The following is a 14,928-nucleotide window of genomic DNA, read 5'->3' on the forward strand; positions in this document are numbered from 1 at the left end:
ACCGTCTGCCCGACTATACGAGCCGGCCAGTTCGCGCTGGCTGCTGTGTACCCACCCGGACGATCCTCCAACGACCCTCGCGCTGCTCGGCTAAACCGGCAACCTCAAGCATCGCCAACGGCCCGAACACCTGAGCCGGCGCCAGTCCCGACCCGACGGCAATCTCGTCGATCGTGGCGCCGCCGCGGCCCGGCAACGCCTCATACACCTGCCGCTCGGTGTCGCTGAGCGCGTCCAACGCCGTCGCGGGCCGCGGGTCGCCGGGCGCCAGTTCCCCGATGCGACCGACCAACTCGACGACATCGCCGGAGCGGGTAACCACCTCCGCACCCGCACGCAGCAGCGCGTGACAGCCCGCCGACGCCGACGACGTGACCGGCCCGGGAACCGCGCCCACCACCCGCCCCAAGGCCCGTGCCCACGCCGCGGTGTTCGCCGCGCCGCTGCGCAGCCCGGCCTCCACCACCACCGCCGCGCCCGCGAACGCGGCGACCAACCGGTTGCGCGTCAAAAACCGGTGGCGGGCCGGCCGCACACCAGGAGGGTATTCGGTGACGAGCAGACCGTGCCCGCCGATCCGATGCAGCAGCGCCGAATGACCTGCCGGGTACGGAATGTCGATCCCACCGGCAAGCACGGCCAGGGTAATCCCGTCGGCTGCCAGCGCGGCGCGGTGGGCCATGCCGTCGATGCCATAGGCGCCCCCGGAGACAACCGCGACGCCTTTCTCGGACAGTCCCGCGGCGAGCTCGGCCGCCACGTGCTCGCCGTAGGCGGTCGCAGCGCGGGTTCCGACGATGGCCGCGGCGCGTTGGGCGGTTTCGTCGAGGCGCGCGGGTCCCTGCGCCCACAGCACCATCGGTGTCCTGCCCTGTGGTTTAGCCTGGACCGCAGCGCTGCCGAACGCGGCGAACGCGAGCATCGGCCACTCGTCGTCGCCGGGCGTGATCAGCCGCCCGCCACGGCGACGCAGAAGCTCCAGATCGGCTGTTGCATAGTCGATTTCGCGTCTGGCTTCGGTACGCCGGGCAAGCATGTGGTCGACCTGCCCGCGCCGAACCCGTTCGGCCGCCTCGACCGCACCGACGCGTTGGACCAACGCCGCCAGCTCGACGCACGGCGGTTCAGCCACCCGCGACAGATACGCCCAGGCCCGCATCGTCGGATCGTTGGCCGACTCGGTCATCGCGACGCTCCCGGTTGGCGAAAGCTCAGCGCGGCCGCGACCTCGTCGACACCGGGTGCTGAGCGACCGGCCAAGTCGGCGAGCGTCCATGCGACACGCATGGTCCGATGAACCCCGCGGATGCTGAGCAGGCCGCGGTCCAGTGCGGCGCGCAGCGGTGCCATCGCCACGCTGTCCAGCCGGAACCTCCGCCGCAGCAGCGCACCGCCGACCTCGGCATTGGTACGGAATCCGTATGGTCGCCACCGATCGGCGGCCGCGTCTCGGGCCTGAGCGACCCGGCGGCGCACCTGCGCCGTCGACTCGCCCCGAGTAGCCGAGAACGCGCCGGCCCGCACTGCGTGCATCTCCACCCGCAGGTCGACCCGATCCAGCAGGGGACCCGACAGCCTGCCCAGATAGCGCCGTTTCGCCGCGGCGGGACAGATGCAGTCCTGCGGATCCGCTGGCGCGCACGGACACGGGTTCGCCGCCAGCACCAACTGAAAGCGCGCCGGGTAGCGCGCCACGCCGTCGCGGCGTGCGATGCGAATCTCTCCTTCTTCCAACGGTGTTCGCAAAGCCTCCAGGGCACTGACACCGATTTCGGCGCACTCGTCAAGAAACAGCACTCCGCGGTGGGCGCAGCTGACCGCGCCCGGGCGCGCCATCCCCGAGCCGCCCCCGACGAGCGCGGCGACGCTGGAGCTGTGATGCGGCGCGACGAACGGCGGCCTGGTGATCAGCGGCGTCGCGTCCGACAACAGCCCGGCCACCGAGTGAATCGCGGTCACTTCCAGCGACTCGCTTTCCGACAGCGGTGGCAGCAAGCCCGGAAGACGTTGCGCCAGCATGGTTTTGCCTACTCCGGGCGGGCCGGTCAGCATGAGGTGATGCCCTCCGGCGGCCGCCACCTCCACCGCGAAGCGGGCCTGCGCCTGCCCCACCACGTCAGCGAGGTCGGCCGCCGGCTCGGGCGCAGCGGATGTCGCGCTGATCCGGTCTTCCAGCGACGCCGCACCGCTCAGCCAGGTTTGCAGTTGTCCCAGGGTGCGCACACCCCAGACGTCGATGCCGTCGACAAGGCTGGCCTCCGCCAGGTTGCCGACCGGCACCACGGCGGCCGACCAACCGTCAGCCTTGGCGGCCACCACTGCCGGCAGCACCCCCCGCACCGGGCGTACCCGCCCGTCCAGTGCCAGTTCCCCCAGCAGCACCGTGGTTTCCAGCCGCCGCCACGGCTTTCTTCGCTGCGCGCTCAGCACCGCCGCCGCCAGGGCCAGGTCGTAGACCGACCCCATCTTGGGCAGCGTGGCCGGCGACAACGCCAGGGTCAGCCGGCTCATCGGCCACTGGTTGCCACAGTTGGTGATGGCCGCACGGACCCGGTCCCGGGATTCCTGCAGGGCGGCGTCGGGCAGGCCCACCAGGTGCACGCCCGGCAGTCCCGAGGTGATGTCGGCTTCGATTTCGACGATCTCACCGTCCAAGCCACGCACCGCGACCGAGAACGCCCGCCCCAAGGCCATCAGCCGATCCCTTGCAGATGGATGATCTCGGGCGCGCGACAGCGCCCGATTCGCACGCCGACGACGTCGATGCGGATCGCCGCCCACCCGCGGTCCTGACCGGCCAGCCACAGCCCGGCCAGCCGGCGCAGCCGGCGCGCCTTCTGCGGGGTCACCGCGTTCGCCAGGCCGCCGAAACCGTCGCCGGTACGGGTCTTGACCTCAACGAACACCACTGTGCGCGAAGCGGCGTCGACGGCGATCACGTCTATTTCGCCATACCGGCACCGCCAGTTGCGGGTCAAAATCCGCAGCCCCGACCGGGTCAGGTGATCGACGGCCAGTTGTTCGCCCAGTGCTCCCAGCTCGGCCCGCGTCAACGTCGTCATGCCGTCACAGTGCCTTTCAGCGCCGACACGGCAAGCCGACACCAATGCGGCCACCACATCGCGGCGCCCGGTTATCCCCAGTTACGCATCGATGCACAGCAGGGCATCGCGGGGCCAGCGCTGCGAGTTCGCTACGACGGGGTGAACTGGGCCAGCTCGTAGATGCCGAGGCTTTTTTCGATGTCGGCAACGTGGTCGACGATCCCTTCGAAGCCGGCGTGCCCGAAACGGCGGTGCTCCTCGTCTTCGAATGTGTCGGCCAGCTCGAGAAACTCCCTGGCGGGCATGGTGTCACGCAATGCCGGGAACACGACGGTGTCCTCGCGCGCCTCGTGGGGCTCGTACATGCGCACAAAAGCCGACAGGTCGCGCATCAACCGCTCCCGGCTTTGTGGATCCGGGGCAGCCGGGGCGCTGGTCGCAGCGAGCACCCGATCCGTCAGCGCGCGGCCCCGCTGGTGCTGGGTGCGCAAAATCGCAGTGACGTCGGTGAGCTTGCCGGCCTGTTCGAGTCGGGGAAACACGTACTGCTCTTCGAGGTGCTCGTGATAATCCTCGATGAAATTGCGAATGATGCCCGCCCCGGCGGCCAGCGGCTTGACCGGTATCGGCTCGCCCGCTTCAAGACGGCGGATGGCTTCGCGGTAGATCAACAGCACCCGTTTAAGCACCCCGTGCTCGCGCATCAAGTCTTCGGGCGGCGTGACTGACGGCTCTTGCTGGGGCGCATGCGGTTTCGGTGACGGGCCGCCACAAGCGGCCGAAGCTAAGCCGCCTGCGACGACCGGGATCGCCAGCAGCTCACGCCGGCCAAGCCTCGAGGCAATTCGTTCAGACATGCTCGGCAATCCTTCCTTGGCACTCGCTGATCGACGGGCCTCAGGCGGTCGCGATCACCACGGCGAGAACGGCCAGCACCGCGATGAGCATGTAGGTCATGTAGGCGTCCAGGCGGCCGGACTGGAGCAGCTTGGCGGATCGCGACAAAAATATCAGTGCCTGTGCCAGCGGCCGATAGAAGTATCGTTCGACCACATCGACGACGTCCACGCGGTAGGTGCGCGGCACAGCTGTGCGACCGGCAGGGCCGTCTGCGGTGTCGACCAATTCGGATCGGGTCAGCAGCAGCGTCGAGAGGACGGTGCGAACCGGGTTGGCATAACCGAATGACGTGTAGCCGACTCCCCGGTCGACGCCCGGCGACGCCGACGACCATGGAACGACTCGACGGGTTCGGAACGGGTTACGGCCGGCGAACATCGCCGTAAACCCGGCGATCACCACCGCCATCGCGGGAAGCACGATCCATAGCCAACTCGGCGAAAGCGCTGAGAAGTCTGCGTAAACCGGCTGGAGCACCCACGGTTTGGCGTTTGCCCCCGCCGCGTTAGTGCCCACCAACGGCAATAGGCCAGCTCCGATCACACGTACCTGCATCGGTGCGAACGCGCCGATTCCCAGGCAGCCGGCCACCAACACGCCGACGCCGAAGCGGTACGGCCATTGGCGGTCTGGGCGCGCGAGACCGGGATCGAGCGGCGGCTCTCCGATGCGCACCGGTCCGAAAGCCGTCAGCGCGACGACCCGAACGAACGTCACCGCCGCGATGCCGACCGTCAGCGCGATCAATGCTCCGGCCGCGGCGGTCGACAGTTGCAGGGCAAGGCTGGACACCCGGAACTGCTGCATCAACGACTCGAGCGTGAACCATTCCGAGGCGAATCCGGCAGTCAACGGCAATCCGGCCAGGGTCAGCGACCCGACCACCAAACCCGTTCCCGCCCAAGGTAGGCGACGCGCCACCCCGCCCAGCCGGTCCAGATCGGTGGTTCCGGTTGCCTGCTCGATCGTCGAGGCCGACACGAACAGCAGTGTCTTGCCCAAAGCGTGGGCCATCACTTGGGCGGTACCGGCCACCAGCCCGGCGGCGACCAACCCCGGCTCGCCCGCCGATGCCCCCATCAACGCCACCCCGTAACCGGCCGTGATCAACCCGGCATTTTCCACGCTCGACCAGGAGATCAACGCCGCCAGGTCCGCATTGACGGCGGCGTGGGCAATGCCCAGGATGGCCGTCGCTCCCCCGACCACTAGCACCACGCAGGCCAGCCAGACCGGCGGCGGTCCCAGCGCGTTCAGTGTGCGCCACATTCCGTAGAAGCCGACGTTGACGGCCACACCGGCCATCACGGCGCGTGCCGGGCCCGGGGCCGCCGCATAACCACGCGGCATCCAGATGTGGGCGGGCACGAGCCCAACTTTGATACCAAACCCCAAGAGCAGCAGCGCATACGCCGCCTGGCCGGCGACGCTGCGGGGATCCACCGCGCTCGCGGTGAAAACGAATGTATGCGTGCGCCCGGCCAGCAGCAGAGCCCCTAGCAGCACCGCAGCACCGCTAGCCTTTCCGAAAACCCCGGTGATCACCGACGCCTCCATCCGGCCCGGCAACCCGCGGTCGTAGCCGGCCAACAGGTAGAAGGCGATCGTCAGTGTTTCCCAACCGAACAGCAGCACGAAGAAGTTGTCGGTGGTGATGATCACCGCGACTGCGGCCAGCGCAGCGCCGACCGCGGCCGGCAGCCGGGGACGATTGCGGTTGGCCGACGCTGCCGCGGCCGCCAGCACCGGGACCGCAACCCCGAACGAAACGATCAAGAACAATCCCGACAGCGCATCAACGCTCAGACTGGCCGGGCCGAGTCCAGCCAACCCACCAAGCTCCAAACGCCCGGTATGACCGGATAATCCGCGGGCACCGGCGATCACGAACACCGATGCAGCGGCGATGTTCACCCCCCACGCGCTAAGGCCCAGGCGCAGCCGTGCCCGGTCGGTGCCGCCCATCGCCGCGCACCAGCCGATCGATACCGCCGCTGCCGCCAAGGCCAACCCCACGGCGATCACTGCGCGCTCCTCTTCTGGCGCGACGGAACCCGACCCAGCGCGAGCAGGATGCCGTGCAACACACTGAATGGCGAGGCCGGCGCGCCGGGCACCCACACGTCGACAGGCACCAGGTCGGAGACTCCGGTACCGCCGATGTATCCACCGCCGAGGACCCCTCCGCTGATGGCATCGGTACCCACGGCGATGACCACGGTGGGTGCGGGCATCGCGTCGAGCGTGCGGCGCAGCGGCTCGACCATCCCGGACACACCGATGCCTGTCACCAGCAAGATGTCGGCATGACGAGGGCTGGCGGTGAAGAAGATTCCGAGGCGGTGCACGTCGTAGACCGGGTTGGTCAGCGCCTGGATCTCCCATTCGTCGCTGCCGTTGGACCCGGCGTCGACGTGACGAATATGCACCGAGCGCCGCAGCCTGCGCACCCGGCGGGCCAGGCTCGCGCGCAGCTCGCCGAGTGCCTCGTCGCTTTCGTCGACTTCTCCCACCACCAGCGCTGACCGAGTCAGTTGTGCGGTGGCGCAGCCTTTTTCCCAGGCAAACCAGGCAGGGGCCAGGTTGACGCAACGCCCGCACATTATGCAGCGGCCCCGGTCCAGCCTTGGTCGTGGTTGCACCGAGATCGCATCGGTCGGACATGCGGCGGCCGCCCGGGCAACCTCGTCCGGCACCGTCGCGGCCGGATCGCCCACCACGCCCACCGCAGCCGGGAATTGGTCGAAGTACCCGTCTGCCTGCTTGGGCCATCGAGTGGTGACGACTCCGTCGCGTAATCCTCTGAACACCCACGGCATCTACATCGCCACCCCGGCATAGCACAGGCCGAAACTTGCTTCGATAAATGGAAAGTCGGTGAAAACATCGCCGCCGAACACGTCGTGGAAAAGCAGCATGTTGTGTAGCGATGCTGTGCGCGCAAAACAACGCCGGATCACCCCGTCGCGCACCTCGAGGCCGTAGAGCACCTCGCCCTGCGGCGCCTCGGCCCAGCCCAGTGCGAAGCCGTCGACGGTTGGTACCGGTGTGGCGATCTGTGGGTCGGAAATTGTTTCGAGCGTTTCGCAGGCTCGCGCGATGAGCCCAGCGGCAACGTCGATTTCAGTCCACCGCACCCGTAATCGCGCGAGCGCGTCACCGCGGTCGTCGACCGCGGCCGCGTCGATGGGCGGAAGTTCGGTGTAGCCGTCGTAGGTACGGCGGCGAGCATCGTCGTCGCAACCGGACCCGCGGCCCACCGGGCCCACCGCGCCGTGCGAGCGGGCCAGCATCGGGTCGAGATGTCCCGTGCCCCTTAGCCGGTCGAGGAAAGATGCGTCCACCATCAACGCGTCCCGATCGCCGCGGATGCGGCGAAGGAGGGCACCGACGTGTTCGGAGATCGCAGCCGGCGTCAATCGCGGCTCGGCGTTGACGCCGCCGGGGCAGACGACCGAGCGGCCAAACCTGTTGCCGCACAGCGCCGAGACCAGTCGCAGCACCCGCTCCTTGTGCCAGCCGAACCTCGCGGTCGGTACGGCGATCCCGGCCGCATCGCAGAGTCGCATCACCACGTCGAGGTGGTTGGCGATGCGCTCCAGCTCGGCATGGATCACTCGTGTCATACGTGCGCGCGGCGGCGGGGTCACATCAGCGAGCGTCTCGACGGCGTGGGCGAACGCCAGCGCGTGGGCGATCGACGCGACGCCCTCCACCCGTTCGGCGACCAAGATCCCGTCGGTCACCGGCAGCGATTCGAACCGCTTGGCGATACCGCGATGCTTGTAGTACGGCCGAATGTTCAGATGCGGGATGTCCTCGCCGGGCGTTTCGATGAGGAATTCGATCGATTCGAACACCCCTGAGCGCACCGGGCCGAGCGGTAGCGTGAACACGCCGCCACCCCTGACGTCGACGGGCCCATGCTGCTCTGCCGCACGGGAGTGGACATGCCCTTCCAGTGTCGCCTGTTCGGTGTGCCCGGGGCGTGGTGTGGGTTGGCCGGGTTCGCGGGGCAGCAGCAGCGGGTCGAGCCGCGGATGCCCGATCGGGACCACACCGGACAGATCGTGCAGCGCGCGTTCATACCAAAACGCCGCGGGCACATCGGGTGTCAGCGAAGGGTAGGACAACGAGCCGTCTGTCTGCGGTGACAGCTCGGTCCGCAGGCAGGCCAGCGAGGCAGCGCCGACGAGCAAGGCGTGCAGTTGCGCCACATCGCCGCGATGGGTGCTGTAGACCCCGGCGAATCGCTCACCCCGCGCGACGAGATCGACGACCCGCGTGCGCCATTCATCCAGGACCAGGTCAATGACTGTGGTGGTCGTCGTGGTGTTCACCGCACACCTGCCCCGAGTTCAGCGGCGCCGCGGTTGAGCAGGTCGACCAGATCCGACGGCGGTGCCAACCCCAACACCACGAGGACCAACACGCCCACCACCACCGGTGCCACCATCCATCGGCTGGGTTCACCGCGACGCAATGGCGCCTGGCCGGTGGCCGATGCCTCCGGCGCAGGCCCGAACAAGATCTGCGTCGTCGCCAGCGTCAGGCCGAGGAACGCCAGATTGACCAGGATGACCAGCGCGACCGTGGCGATGTTGCGGCTCTGCGTGAAGCCGCCGGCAACGATCTGGAATTCGCTGCGAAACAAGCCGAATGGCGGCATCGCTGACAATGCCAGAACGGCAATTAAGAACATCGGCCCCGACCACGGTAGCAGCGCGATGCCCTGTGTCATCCGGCCGAGCTCCTTGGTGCCGAACTTGCGCACGAGCACACCGGCGCCCATGAACGCGTTGGCCTTGGCGGCGGCGTGCGCGAGGACATGCAACAGCACCCCGGAAAACGCGATCGGTGCCCCGAAGCTGACACCGATCGCAATGATGCCCATATGTTCGACGCTCGAATAGGCAAGCAGCCGTTTGATATCCCGCTGCTCGAGCAGATACAGCGCTGCCAGGAGCAGTGACAGCACGCCGAAGACCATCAAAACGGTTTGCGGGAACCGTGATCCCAGCGCTGCCGTGGCGATCTGGTAGTAACGCAGGATCGCGTAGAAGCTAACCGCCAGCAGCGATCCCGACAGCAGCGCCGAAACCGGTGTGGGTGCCTCGGCGTGGGCATCCGGAAGCCAGGTATGCACCGGAAACAGACCGACCTTTGTGCCGAACCCCACCACGGCCAGGACGAACGCCAATCGTACTGGGGTGGCGGGTAGTTGACTGCCGGCAGCGACCAACGGGTCGAGCGCCAGGTCGTAGGACTCGCCGAGCACCTGTGCACCTGAGTAGTACATGAAAATAGTTGCCAGCAGTGCGATTCCCAGTCCGGAGGAAGCGATCAGCACATACTTCCATGCGGCCTCGGTGGCCCCCTCTGTGTTATCCAGTGCCACCAGCAGCGCCGACACCACCGTGGTGATTTCGACGGCGATCCACAGTACGGTCAAGCTGTTCACCAGCGGCGCACAGATCATCGACCAAGCAAACGCATTCAGCCCAAGGAAAAAACGAGTGCTGTAGCGAGCGAATAGCTCCTGCTCTTCGGCGGTGTCGGAACGCACGGCCCGCTCCTCGTCCGCGAAATAGCCGATGGAGTAGACCCCTACGGTCGCATACAGAAAACAGGTGCCCAACAAAAAGATCACCGATAGCGCGTCTGCACGCAGGTAGTGCCCCGCACTGATGGTGCCCTCGAGGCTTTGCGGCACCAACGCGGCCGCGAGCAGCAGGGCAACGATCCCGGTCAGCGCAGTCGTCGCCGCGGCGACCCGATGCGGCGCCCGGACACAGACGAGCATGCTGACCAGTGGCAAGGCAACGAGCAACACCATCAAAGCGGACATCGGCTACCCCCTGAGCCGGTCGAGGGTCTCGGTGGATAGTGACAAGGTCCGCCGTTGATGGGTGCGTATCAGCACTCCGAACACCACCACGGCTACCAGCAGATCGAACAGGAAGGCCACCTCCAGGATCAACGGCATCCCGGCAGCGACCACCAGACTGGCCAGCGACGCGCCGTTTTCCAGGGAGAAGAATCCAATGGCCTGGCTGACGACGTCGCGGCGAACGATCATCAAGACGAACGCGACCAGCACCACCGCCACCGACAGGCTCAGCGCAGTCGTGGGCAGCACCTCGGAATGGATGCCGAGCACGCCGACCGCGAAAAACCCGGACGCGCCAATGCCGATCGAGATCAGCACTTGGCCTGCAACTCCGACCACGCCACTGCCGGCAATCTCCTCAGGGGCTTCTCGAAGCAGACGCAACACCAGCAGCGGCACAACGATCACCTTGAGCAAGAACGATAGGAGGGCCAGCGCGTACAACTCGGGAACGTGATGATGGAAGGCCACGACGGCGGCCAGCACGCTGACAGCCAGGGACTGTCCTGTGTACAGCCGTACTTGGCCACGCAGCAGCGCCTGCCGCAACATCCCGAATTCCAGTAGCAGCACGATCAGCGCGACCGTATTCGCGGTTCCGTCGTAGACGGTGGGCACGAACTGGTTACCCGCTAACGCCATCAGCCGCCTCCTAGGTAGAGGGTGAAGACCGCGAGGACGGCGAGCAGTAATGCGGCCGCGACGAATTCGGTGATCTTATAGAGCCGCAGTTTGGCGTAGCTGTTATCCAGCACCGCGATCACGCAGCCCAGTAGGACAGCCTTACCCACAATGGCGAGGATCGCCAACCCAACCTCCATCGGCGAGGGGCCCTCGGCCATCCCCCATGGGGCGACGAAGACATTGAGCAAAATGATGTACAGCACGAACTGTTTGGCCGCCGACCCCCAGTGCAGCAGGGCCAGGTCTGGCCCGGAATACTCGAATGTGCGGCCGGTTTCAATCATTCCAAATTCGATTGTGCCGGTGTGTGTTTCGACAGGGATCCGCGCAGTCTCATAAAGAATCACCATGAACAGCGCGGCTGAGGCGAGCAGGTGCGCGGGCCGCACAATCTGATCGGGTCCGCTGCGGACCGTCGCACCCAGCACATACGGCAGGTCGGTGGTGGTGATCATCGCGACCGTGAAAACGACCAACAGCATGACCGGCTCGGTGATCGCAGCGAATGTCTTGGCCCGGCTGGAAGCCAATTGTGCGTATGCGTCACCGGTTTCGGCTGCGCCGACGGCGACCAGGAAGCTCGCAAACGCGAGAATCAATCCCCCACCGAGGATGTCACCCATGTATCCCAGTGGCAGCGCGTAACTGGTGAGCACCGGAATCAACATCGGAACGGTCAGGTAGCAAGCAAAAGATGCGACCGGCGCCAGGCGAAAGAAGGGACCCGCGCCGTTTGGTGTCAGCGACTCTTTGCCGAAGAGCTTGACTAAGTCGAAGTAGGGCTGCAATATCCGTGGACCGCGGCGGCCCTGCAACCGCGCTTCCAACCAGGAGATGAAGCCGCTAATGCCTGGCGCACCAGCAGCAACGGTCACCACCTGCAAACCCTGGATCAGTGGGAGCGGCAACGCTGTCATCGATCACCCGGTTCCGGGCGCCACAGGTTGCCGACGTAGCGGGCGTATCCACCGCGGCGCAGGTCCGGCTCGCGGGCAGCGGGCGTGGCAGCAGTGTCGAAGTCCTCCGCGATGAAGACCAGCTCGACAATCCGCCGATGCGCGACGGGGTCATTGACTACGAGGACGAGGGCACACCTGTTGGGGTACACGTCAAGACCGGTCTCCTCGCGTGTCTCCCGCCGCGCGCCGGATGCCATGCCTTCGTGCGGGTGCGGGCGCCCGCCGGGCAGCACCCAATCGCCGCGGTCGGGACGCTGCAGCAGCAGCACCGCATCGCCGCGGACCACCGCCACCGCGCAACGCAATTCGACCAATGACTCGTCCACGGAAATCATCGCCTTACCGCCGTGGACATCGACCGGCGGTGAAAATGAGCACACGCCACCTACGACCCCTTTGTTCGTAGAAGCCATCAGCCTTGTGGCGGTTCGGAAGTCATGCTTCCGGACGGGCTCCATCGCCGGTGCAAGTTAACCAATGGCAACGCCGTGGGTCAAGCCGAGCGTGATCGCTGCGTGATCCCATGATGCGGGCGATCGCCGACAGCGAACGGTCAGGACCGATCTCGAGTGTGCAGATAGGTCACGAGCACGTCTTCAGCCCGGTGATATTGCAGTGAATCCACCCACAGGCGCCGGATTGCCGCCTGCCCGGGCCGCCAACGACCACCCGGGGTAGCCACGTAACCGCCAATACCGGCCCCGGCGAGCAAACTAAGCACGGGGTCGATATCGTCGGGCCCAAGGTCGGCGAGCTCCGCCCATGCGCTGGCAAAGACGCCGTTGTCGGTGCCGCCCGGTGGTAGCCAGAACATGACATCGAGCCGAGTGGGATTTCTGATTGGGCGAATCGGGGAACTCACGACGGCTCCTGCGCTGTTGTCGTCAACATCCGTCTTCCCTGGTAGGACATTCAGGGACTGTCGGCGCCGTCCGCGGTTACGGCGAGCCCCACCACCGGGTTCCATCATCGCGCGCCGGCGTGGCGCGCGTGTCTTCACTTGCACGTCCGGTTAACCGTGAGCTAACATCGCGGACAGGCGATGAGGCTCGCCTTGAACTGCCACACCGGCTAATGGCTTCTACCCGTGACTGACCAAGGGTCGAGTAGAAGTTAGGTGAGCGGCTGGTGGCATTCCTTGTTCAGGTCCTACTGTGGTGTTTCCGATGTGCCGGTGGCACTCGGCGGATAGGCGGAATCGGGCTGTGTGAACGTCCGTTACCCGCACCCGATTACACCGTAATGCACGTGCGGCAGGTGCTCGGCCGACCGCGGCGACGCACTGCGGTGCATGCGGCACAAGCCCAATCGACGCTTCGTAAGTGCTTCTGCCACAGCGTGTTTGTAGGCAACGCCGCGCACAGAACCATAGAGGCTCGGGGGAGTCCTCCGTAGCACGGCGCTCTGCATCACCCTCACCCGCCGGTCCTCGGCATATCTCTAAGCCTGAATCCGTGGAAGGTCGGTCTTTGGTGATCGGCGTGTGAACAGTGAAAACGCCTTCCGAGCTGGGACAATAACGATTGTCGAAGTCGAAACAGTCCCTGCTCGGGAAGGCATTTCCAGTGCAATCAGCATACACGTTTAGCACCGAGTCCGCCGTGTTCGACGAGCAGAATTTGGTGTCGGCGGCGGGTTTGGTGCCGGTGCTGGAATTGGCTGAGCAGAGCGGTCTTTCGCGGTTGATCGGCGAGCACATCGATCTGCCCAGCACCCGGGTGGCCTCGGGCGCGGTCAATGCGGCCGGCAAGCTGACCACGATCATCGCGGGCATGATGTGCGGGGCGGACAGCATCGACGATGTGAATGTGCTGCGCGCCGGCGGCACGCCGCGGGTCTTCGATGAGGTGTATGCGCCCTCGACGCTGGGGATCTTCCTGCGCGAGTTCAGCTTCGGGCATTCCAACCAGCTCGCCGCGGTGGCCCGCGAGCATCTGGTGGCACTCGCGGCGCACACCCCGCTTTTGCCCGGCATCGAGCAGCGCGCGTTTTTAGACATCGACTCGCTGCTGCGCCCGGTCTACGGACACCACAAGCAGGGCGCCTCGTTCGGGCACGCCAAGATCGCCAGCCGCGCGCTGCTGCGATTGGGCCTTTCACCGCAGATCACCACGCTGTCGACCGCGCAGGCGCCGCCGGTGATTGCCGAGGCGCGGCTACGCAGCGGGCGGGCCGGCTCCGGGCGTGCGGCGGCCCGCCAAGTCAAGCAGGCCATCACCACCGCCCGCCGGTGCGGCGCGGGCACCATCATGCTGCGCGGCGACTCGGCGTTCGGCACCAAGAAGGTGATGGCCACCTGCGTTGCCGAAGGTATCGAATTCTCCGTGTCGGTGGCCCGAAACAAGCGCATCAGCACCGCCATCGCCGGCATCGGCGAGCACGCCTACACCCCGGTGCACTACCCGGGCGCGGTGGCTGACCCCGACACCGGCGCGCTGATCTCTGATGCCCAGGTCGCCGAAACGCCCTACACGCTGCGCCTGGGCGGCGGGCGCACGCTCACCGTCCGGCTGATCGTGCGCCGTGTCAAAGATGCCCGCTACCCCGACGCGCTGTTTGCGGTGTGGCGCTATCACCCATTTGTGACCAACTCCGATTTGCCCACCGCCCAGGCCGACATCACCCACCGCCGCCATGCCATCATCGAGACCACCTTCGCCGACCTCATCGACGGCCCATTGGCTCATATCCCCTCTGGGCTGTTTGCAGCCAATTGCGCCTGGCTGGCCTGCACGGTGATCGCGCACAACCTGCTACGCGCCACCGGCACCCTCGCCAGCGGTGAGCACGTCGTCGCGCGCGGTGCGACCCTGCGCCGCGACCTGGTCAACATCCCAGCCCGCTTCGCCGCGCCCGCCCGTAAGCCGATGTTGCACCTGCCCGCGCACTGGCCATGGCAGATCGGGTGGAAAACCCTGTGGAACAACATCATCGGTCACAGTCCGGCGATCCCACGAGCAGGGTGAACGCCACCTCCCGTGCCCAACTGCCATCCCAGGCCCGACCCCGAAGACACAGGAAAGCTGGTGCAGGCCAGCGGCTCAATTATGCCCACCCCATTCCCAACCGCCCCAATCGTGCAGAAACCAGCCCCGCGACGACACCAAATCACTCATCCACGGATTCAGGCTAAGGGAGGTAGAGCCATGTCTTTTGTCACCACACAGCCGGAAATGCTGGCTGCTGCGGCCGCCGATTTCCGGGGAATCGGCACGGCGATGGCCGCCCACAACGCGGCTGCGGCCGCGCCCACGACCGGGGTAATCCCCGCCGCCGCCGATGAGGTCTCGGCGCTCACCGCAATGCAATTCGCCATGCACGCCCAGATGTATCAGGCTGTCGCCACCCAAGCCGAGACCATTCACGAGCTGTTCGCGACCACGCTTAATACCAGTGCCGCATCGTATGCGGCCACCGAGGCTGCTAACGCCATCGCGGCCAGGTGAGAGGT

At 66.5% G+C, this 14,928-nt stretch carries 14 protein-coding genes and 2 riboswitches; of the genes, 2 read left to right on the forward strand and 12 right to left on the reverse strand.

Annotated features, from left to right (window positions below; translation table 11 throughout):
- Positions 1-13: 13 nt before the first annotated feature.
- The 12 genes from dprA to MHEC_RS16670 form a co-directional block, all read right to left on the reverse strand.
- Complete coding sequence (gene dprA, locus MHEC_RS16615) at positions 14-1,186, reverse strand: DNA-processing protein DprA (RefSeq protein WP_048893342.1); 1,173 nt, start codon at positions 1,184-1,186, stop codon at positions 14-16.
- Complete coding sequence (locus tag MHEC_RS16620) at positions 1,183-2,694, reverse strand: YifB family Mg chelatase-like AAA ATPase (RefSeq protein ID WP_048893341.1); 1,512 nt, start codon at positions 2,692-2,694, stop codon at positions 1,183-1,185. Before MHEC_RS16620 ends, dprA begins: the two co-directional genes overlap by 4 nt.
- Positions 2,694-3,062, reverse strand: coding sequence for a YraN family protein (locus MHEC_RS16625; protein WP_048893353.1), 369 nt, complete (start codon positions 3,060-3,062; stop codon positions 2,694-2,696). The genes MHEC_RS16620 and MHEC_RS16625 overlap by 1 nt, the downstream gene beginning before the upstream one ends.
- Positions 3,063-3,193: 131 nt before the next feature.
- On the reverse strand, positions 3,194-3,901 hold the full coding sequence (locus tag MHEC_RS16630) for a hemerythrin domain-containing protein (RefSeq protein WP_048893340.1): 708 nt from the start codon (positions 3,899-3,901) through the stop codon (positions 3,194-3,196).
- Positions 3,902-3,941: 40 nt separating this feature from the next.
- Positions 3,942-5,969: a proton-conducting transporter transmembrane domain-containing protein gene (locus MHEC_RS16635; RefSeq protein WP_099869088.1), complete on the reverse strand. Its 2,028-nt coding sequence runs from the start codon at positions 5,967-5,969 to the stop codon at positions 3,942-3,944.
- Positions 5,966-6,763 carry an NADH-quinone oxidoreductase subunit B family protein gene (locus tag MHEC_RS16640; RefSeq protein WP_048893339.1) on the reverse strand — a complete coding sequence of 266 codons (798 nt, stop codon included), beginning with the start codon at positions 6,761-6,763 and terminating at the stop codon, positions 5,966-5,968. Before MHEC_RS16640 ends, MHEC_RS16635 begins: the two co-directional genes overlap by 4 nt.
- Positions 6,764-8,284 (reverse strand): hydrogenase large subunit, encoded by a 1,521-nt coding sequence (locus MHEC_RS16645; RefSeq protein ID WP_048893338.1) that lies wholly within the window; start codon positions 8,282-8,284, stop codon positions 6,764-6,766. It abuts the gene before it with no gap.
- Positions 8,281-9,792 (reverse strand): proton-conducting transporter transmembrane domain-containing protein, encoded by a 1,512-nt coding sequence (locus MHEC_RS16650; RefSeq protein ID WP_048893337.1) that lies wholly within the window; start codon positions 9,790-9,792, stop codon positions 8,281-8,283. The genes MHEC_RS16645 and MHEC_RS16650 overlap by 4 nt, the downstream gene beginning before the upstream one ends.
- 3 nt (positions 9,793-9,795) lie before the next feature.
- Positions 9,796-10,476, reverse strand: a complete 681-nt coding sequence (locus MHEC_RS16655; RefSeq protein WP_048893336.1) for a hydrogenase — start codon at positions 10,474-10,476, stop codon at positions 9,796-9,798.
- Positions 10,476-11,435, reverse strand: coding sequence for a respiratory chain complex I subunit 1 family protein (locus MHEC_RS16660; protein WP_048893335.1), 960 nt, complete (start codon positions 11,433-11,435; stop codon positions 10,476-10,478). Before MHEC_RS16660 ends, MHEC_RS16655 begins: the two co-directional genes overlap by 1 nt.
- Positions 11,432-11,812: an NUDIX hydrolase gene (locus MHEC_RS16665; RefSeq protein WP_048893334.1), complete on the reverse strand. Its 381-nt coding sequence runs from the start codon at positions 11,810-11,812 to the stop codon at positions 11,432-11,434. The genes MHEC_RS16660 and MHEC_RS16665 overlap by 4 nt, the downstream gene beginning before the upstream one ends.
- A 61-nt stretch (positions 11,813-11,873) precedes the next feature.
- Positions 11,874-11,948: riboswitch (Fluoride riboswitch) on the reverse strand.
- 82 nt (positions 11,949-12,030) lie between these two features.
- A complete protein-coding gene (locus MHEC_RS16670; protein ID WP_048893333.1) occupies positions 12,031-12,339 on the reverse strand; it encodes a hypothetical protein in 309 nt (102 codons plus the stop codon).
- A gap of 167 nt (positions 12,340-12,506) precedes the next feature.
- Positions 12,507-12,568: riboswitch (Fluoride riboswitch) on the forward strand.
- Between the two features lie 474 nt (positions 12,569-13,042).
- On the opposite strand from MHEC_RS16670, the gene MHEC_RS16675 reads away from it, so the two are divergent.
- Entirely contained in the window at positions 13,043-14,443 is a 1,401-nt protein-coding gene (locus tag MHEC_RS16675; protein WP_048893886.1) for an IS1380 family transposase, read from the forward strand.
- Positions 14,444-14,623: 180 nt separating this feature from the next.
- A complete protein-coding gene (locus MHEC_RS16680; RefSeq protein WP_048893706.1) occupies positions 14,624-14,923 on the forward strand; it encodes a PE family protein in 300 nt (99 codons plus the stop codon).
- Positions 14,924-14,928 lie beyond the last annotated feature (5 nt).

Source organism: Mycobacterium heckeshornense, from assembly GCF_016592155.1.
Classification (GTDB): Bacteria; Actinomycetota; Actinomycetes; order Mycobacteriales; family Mycobacteriaceae; genus Mycobacterium; species Mycobacterium heckeshornense.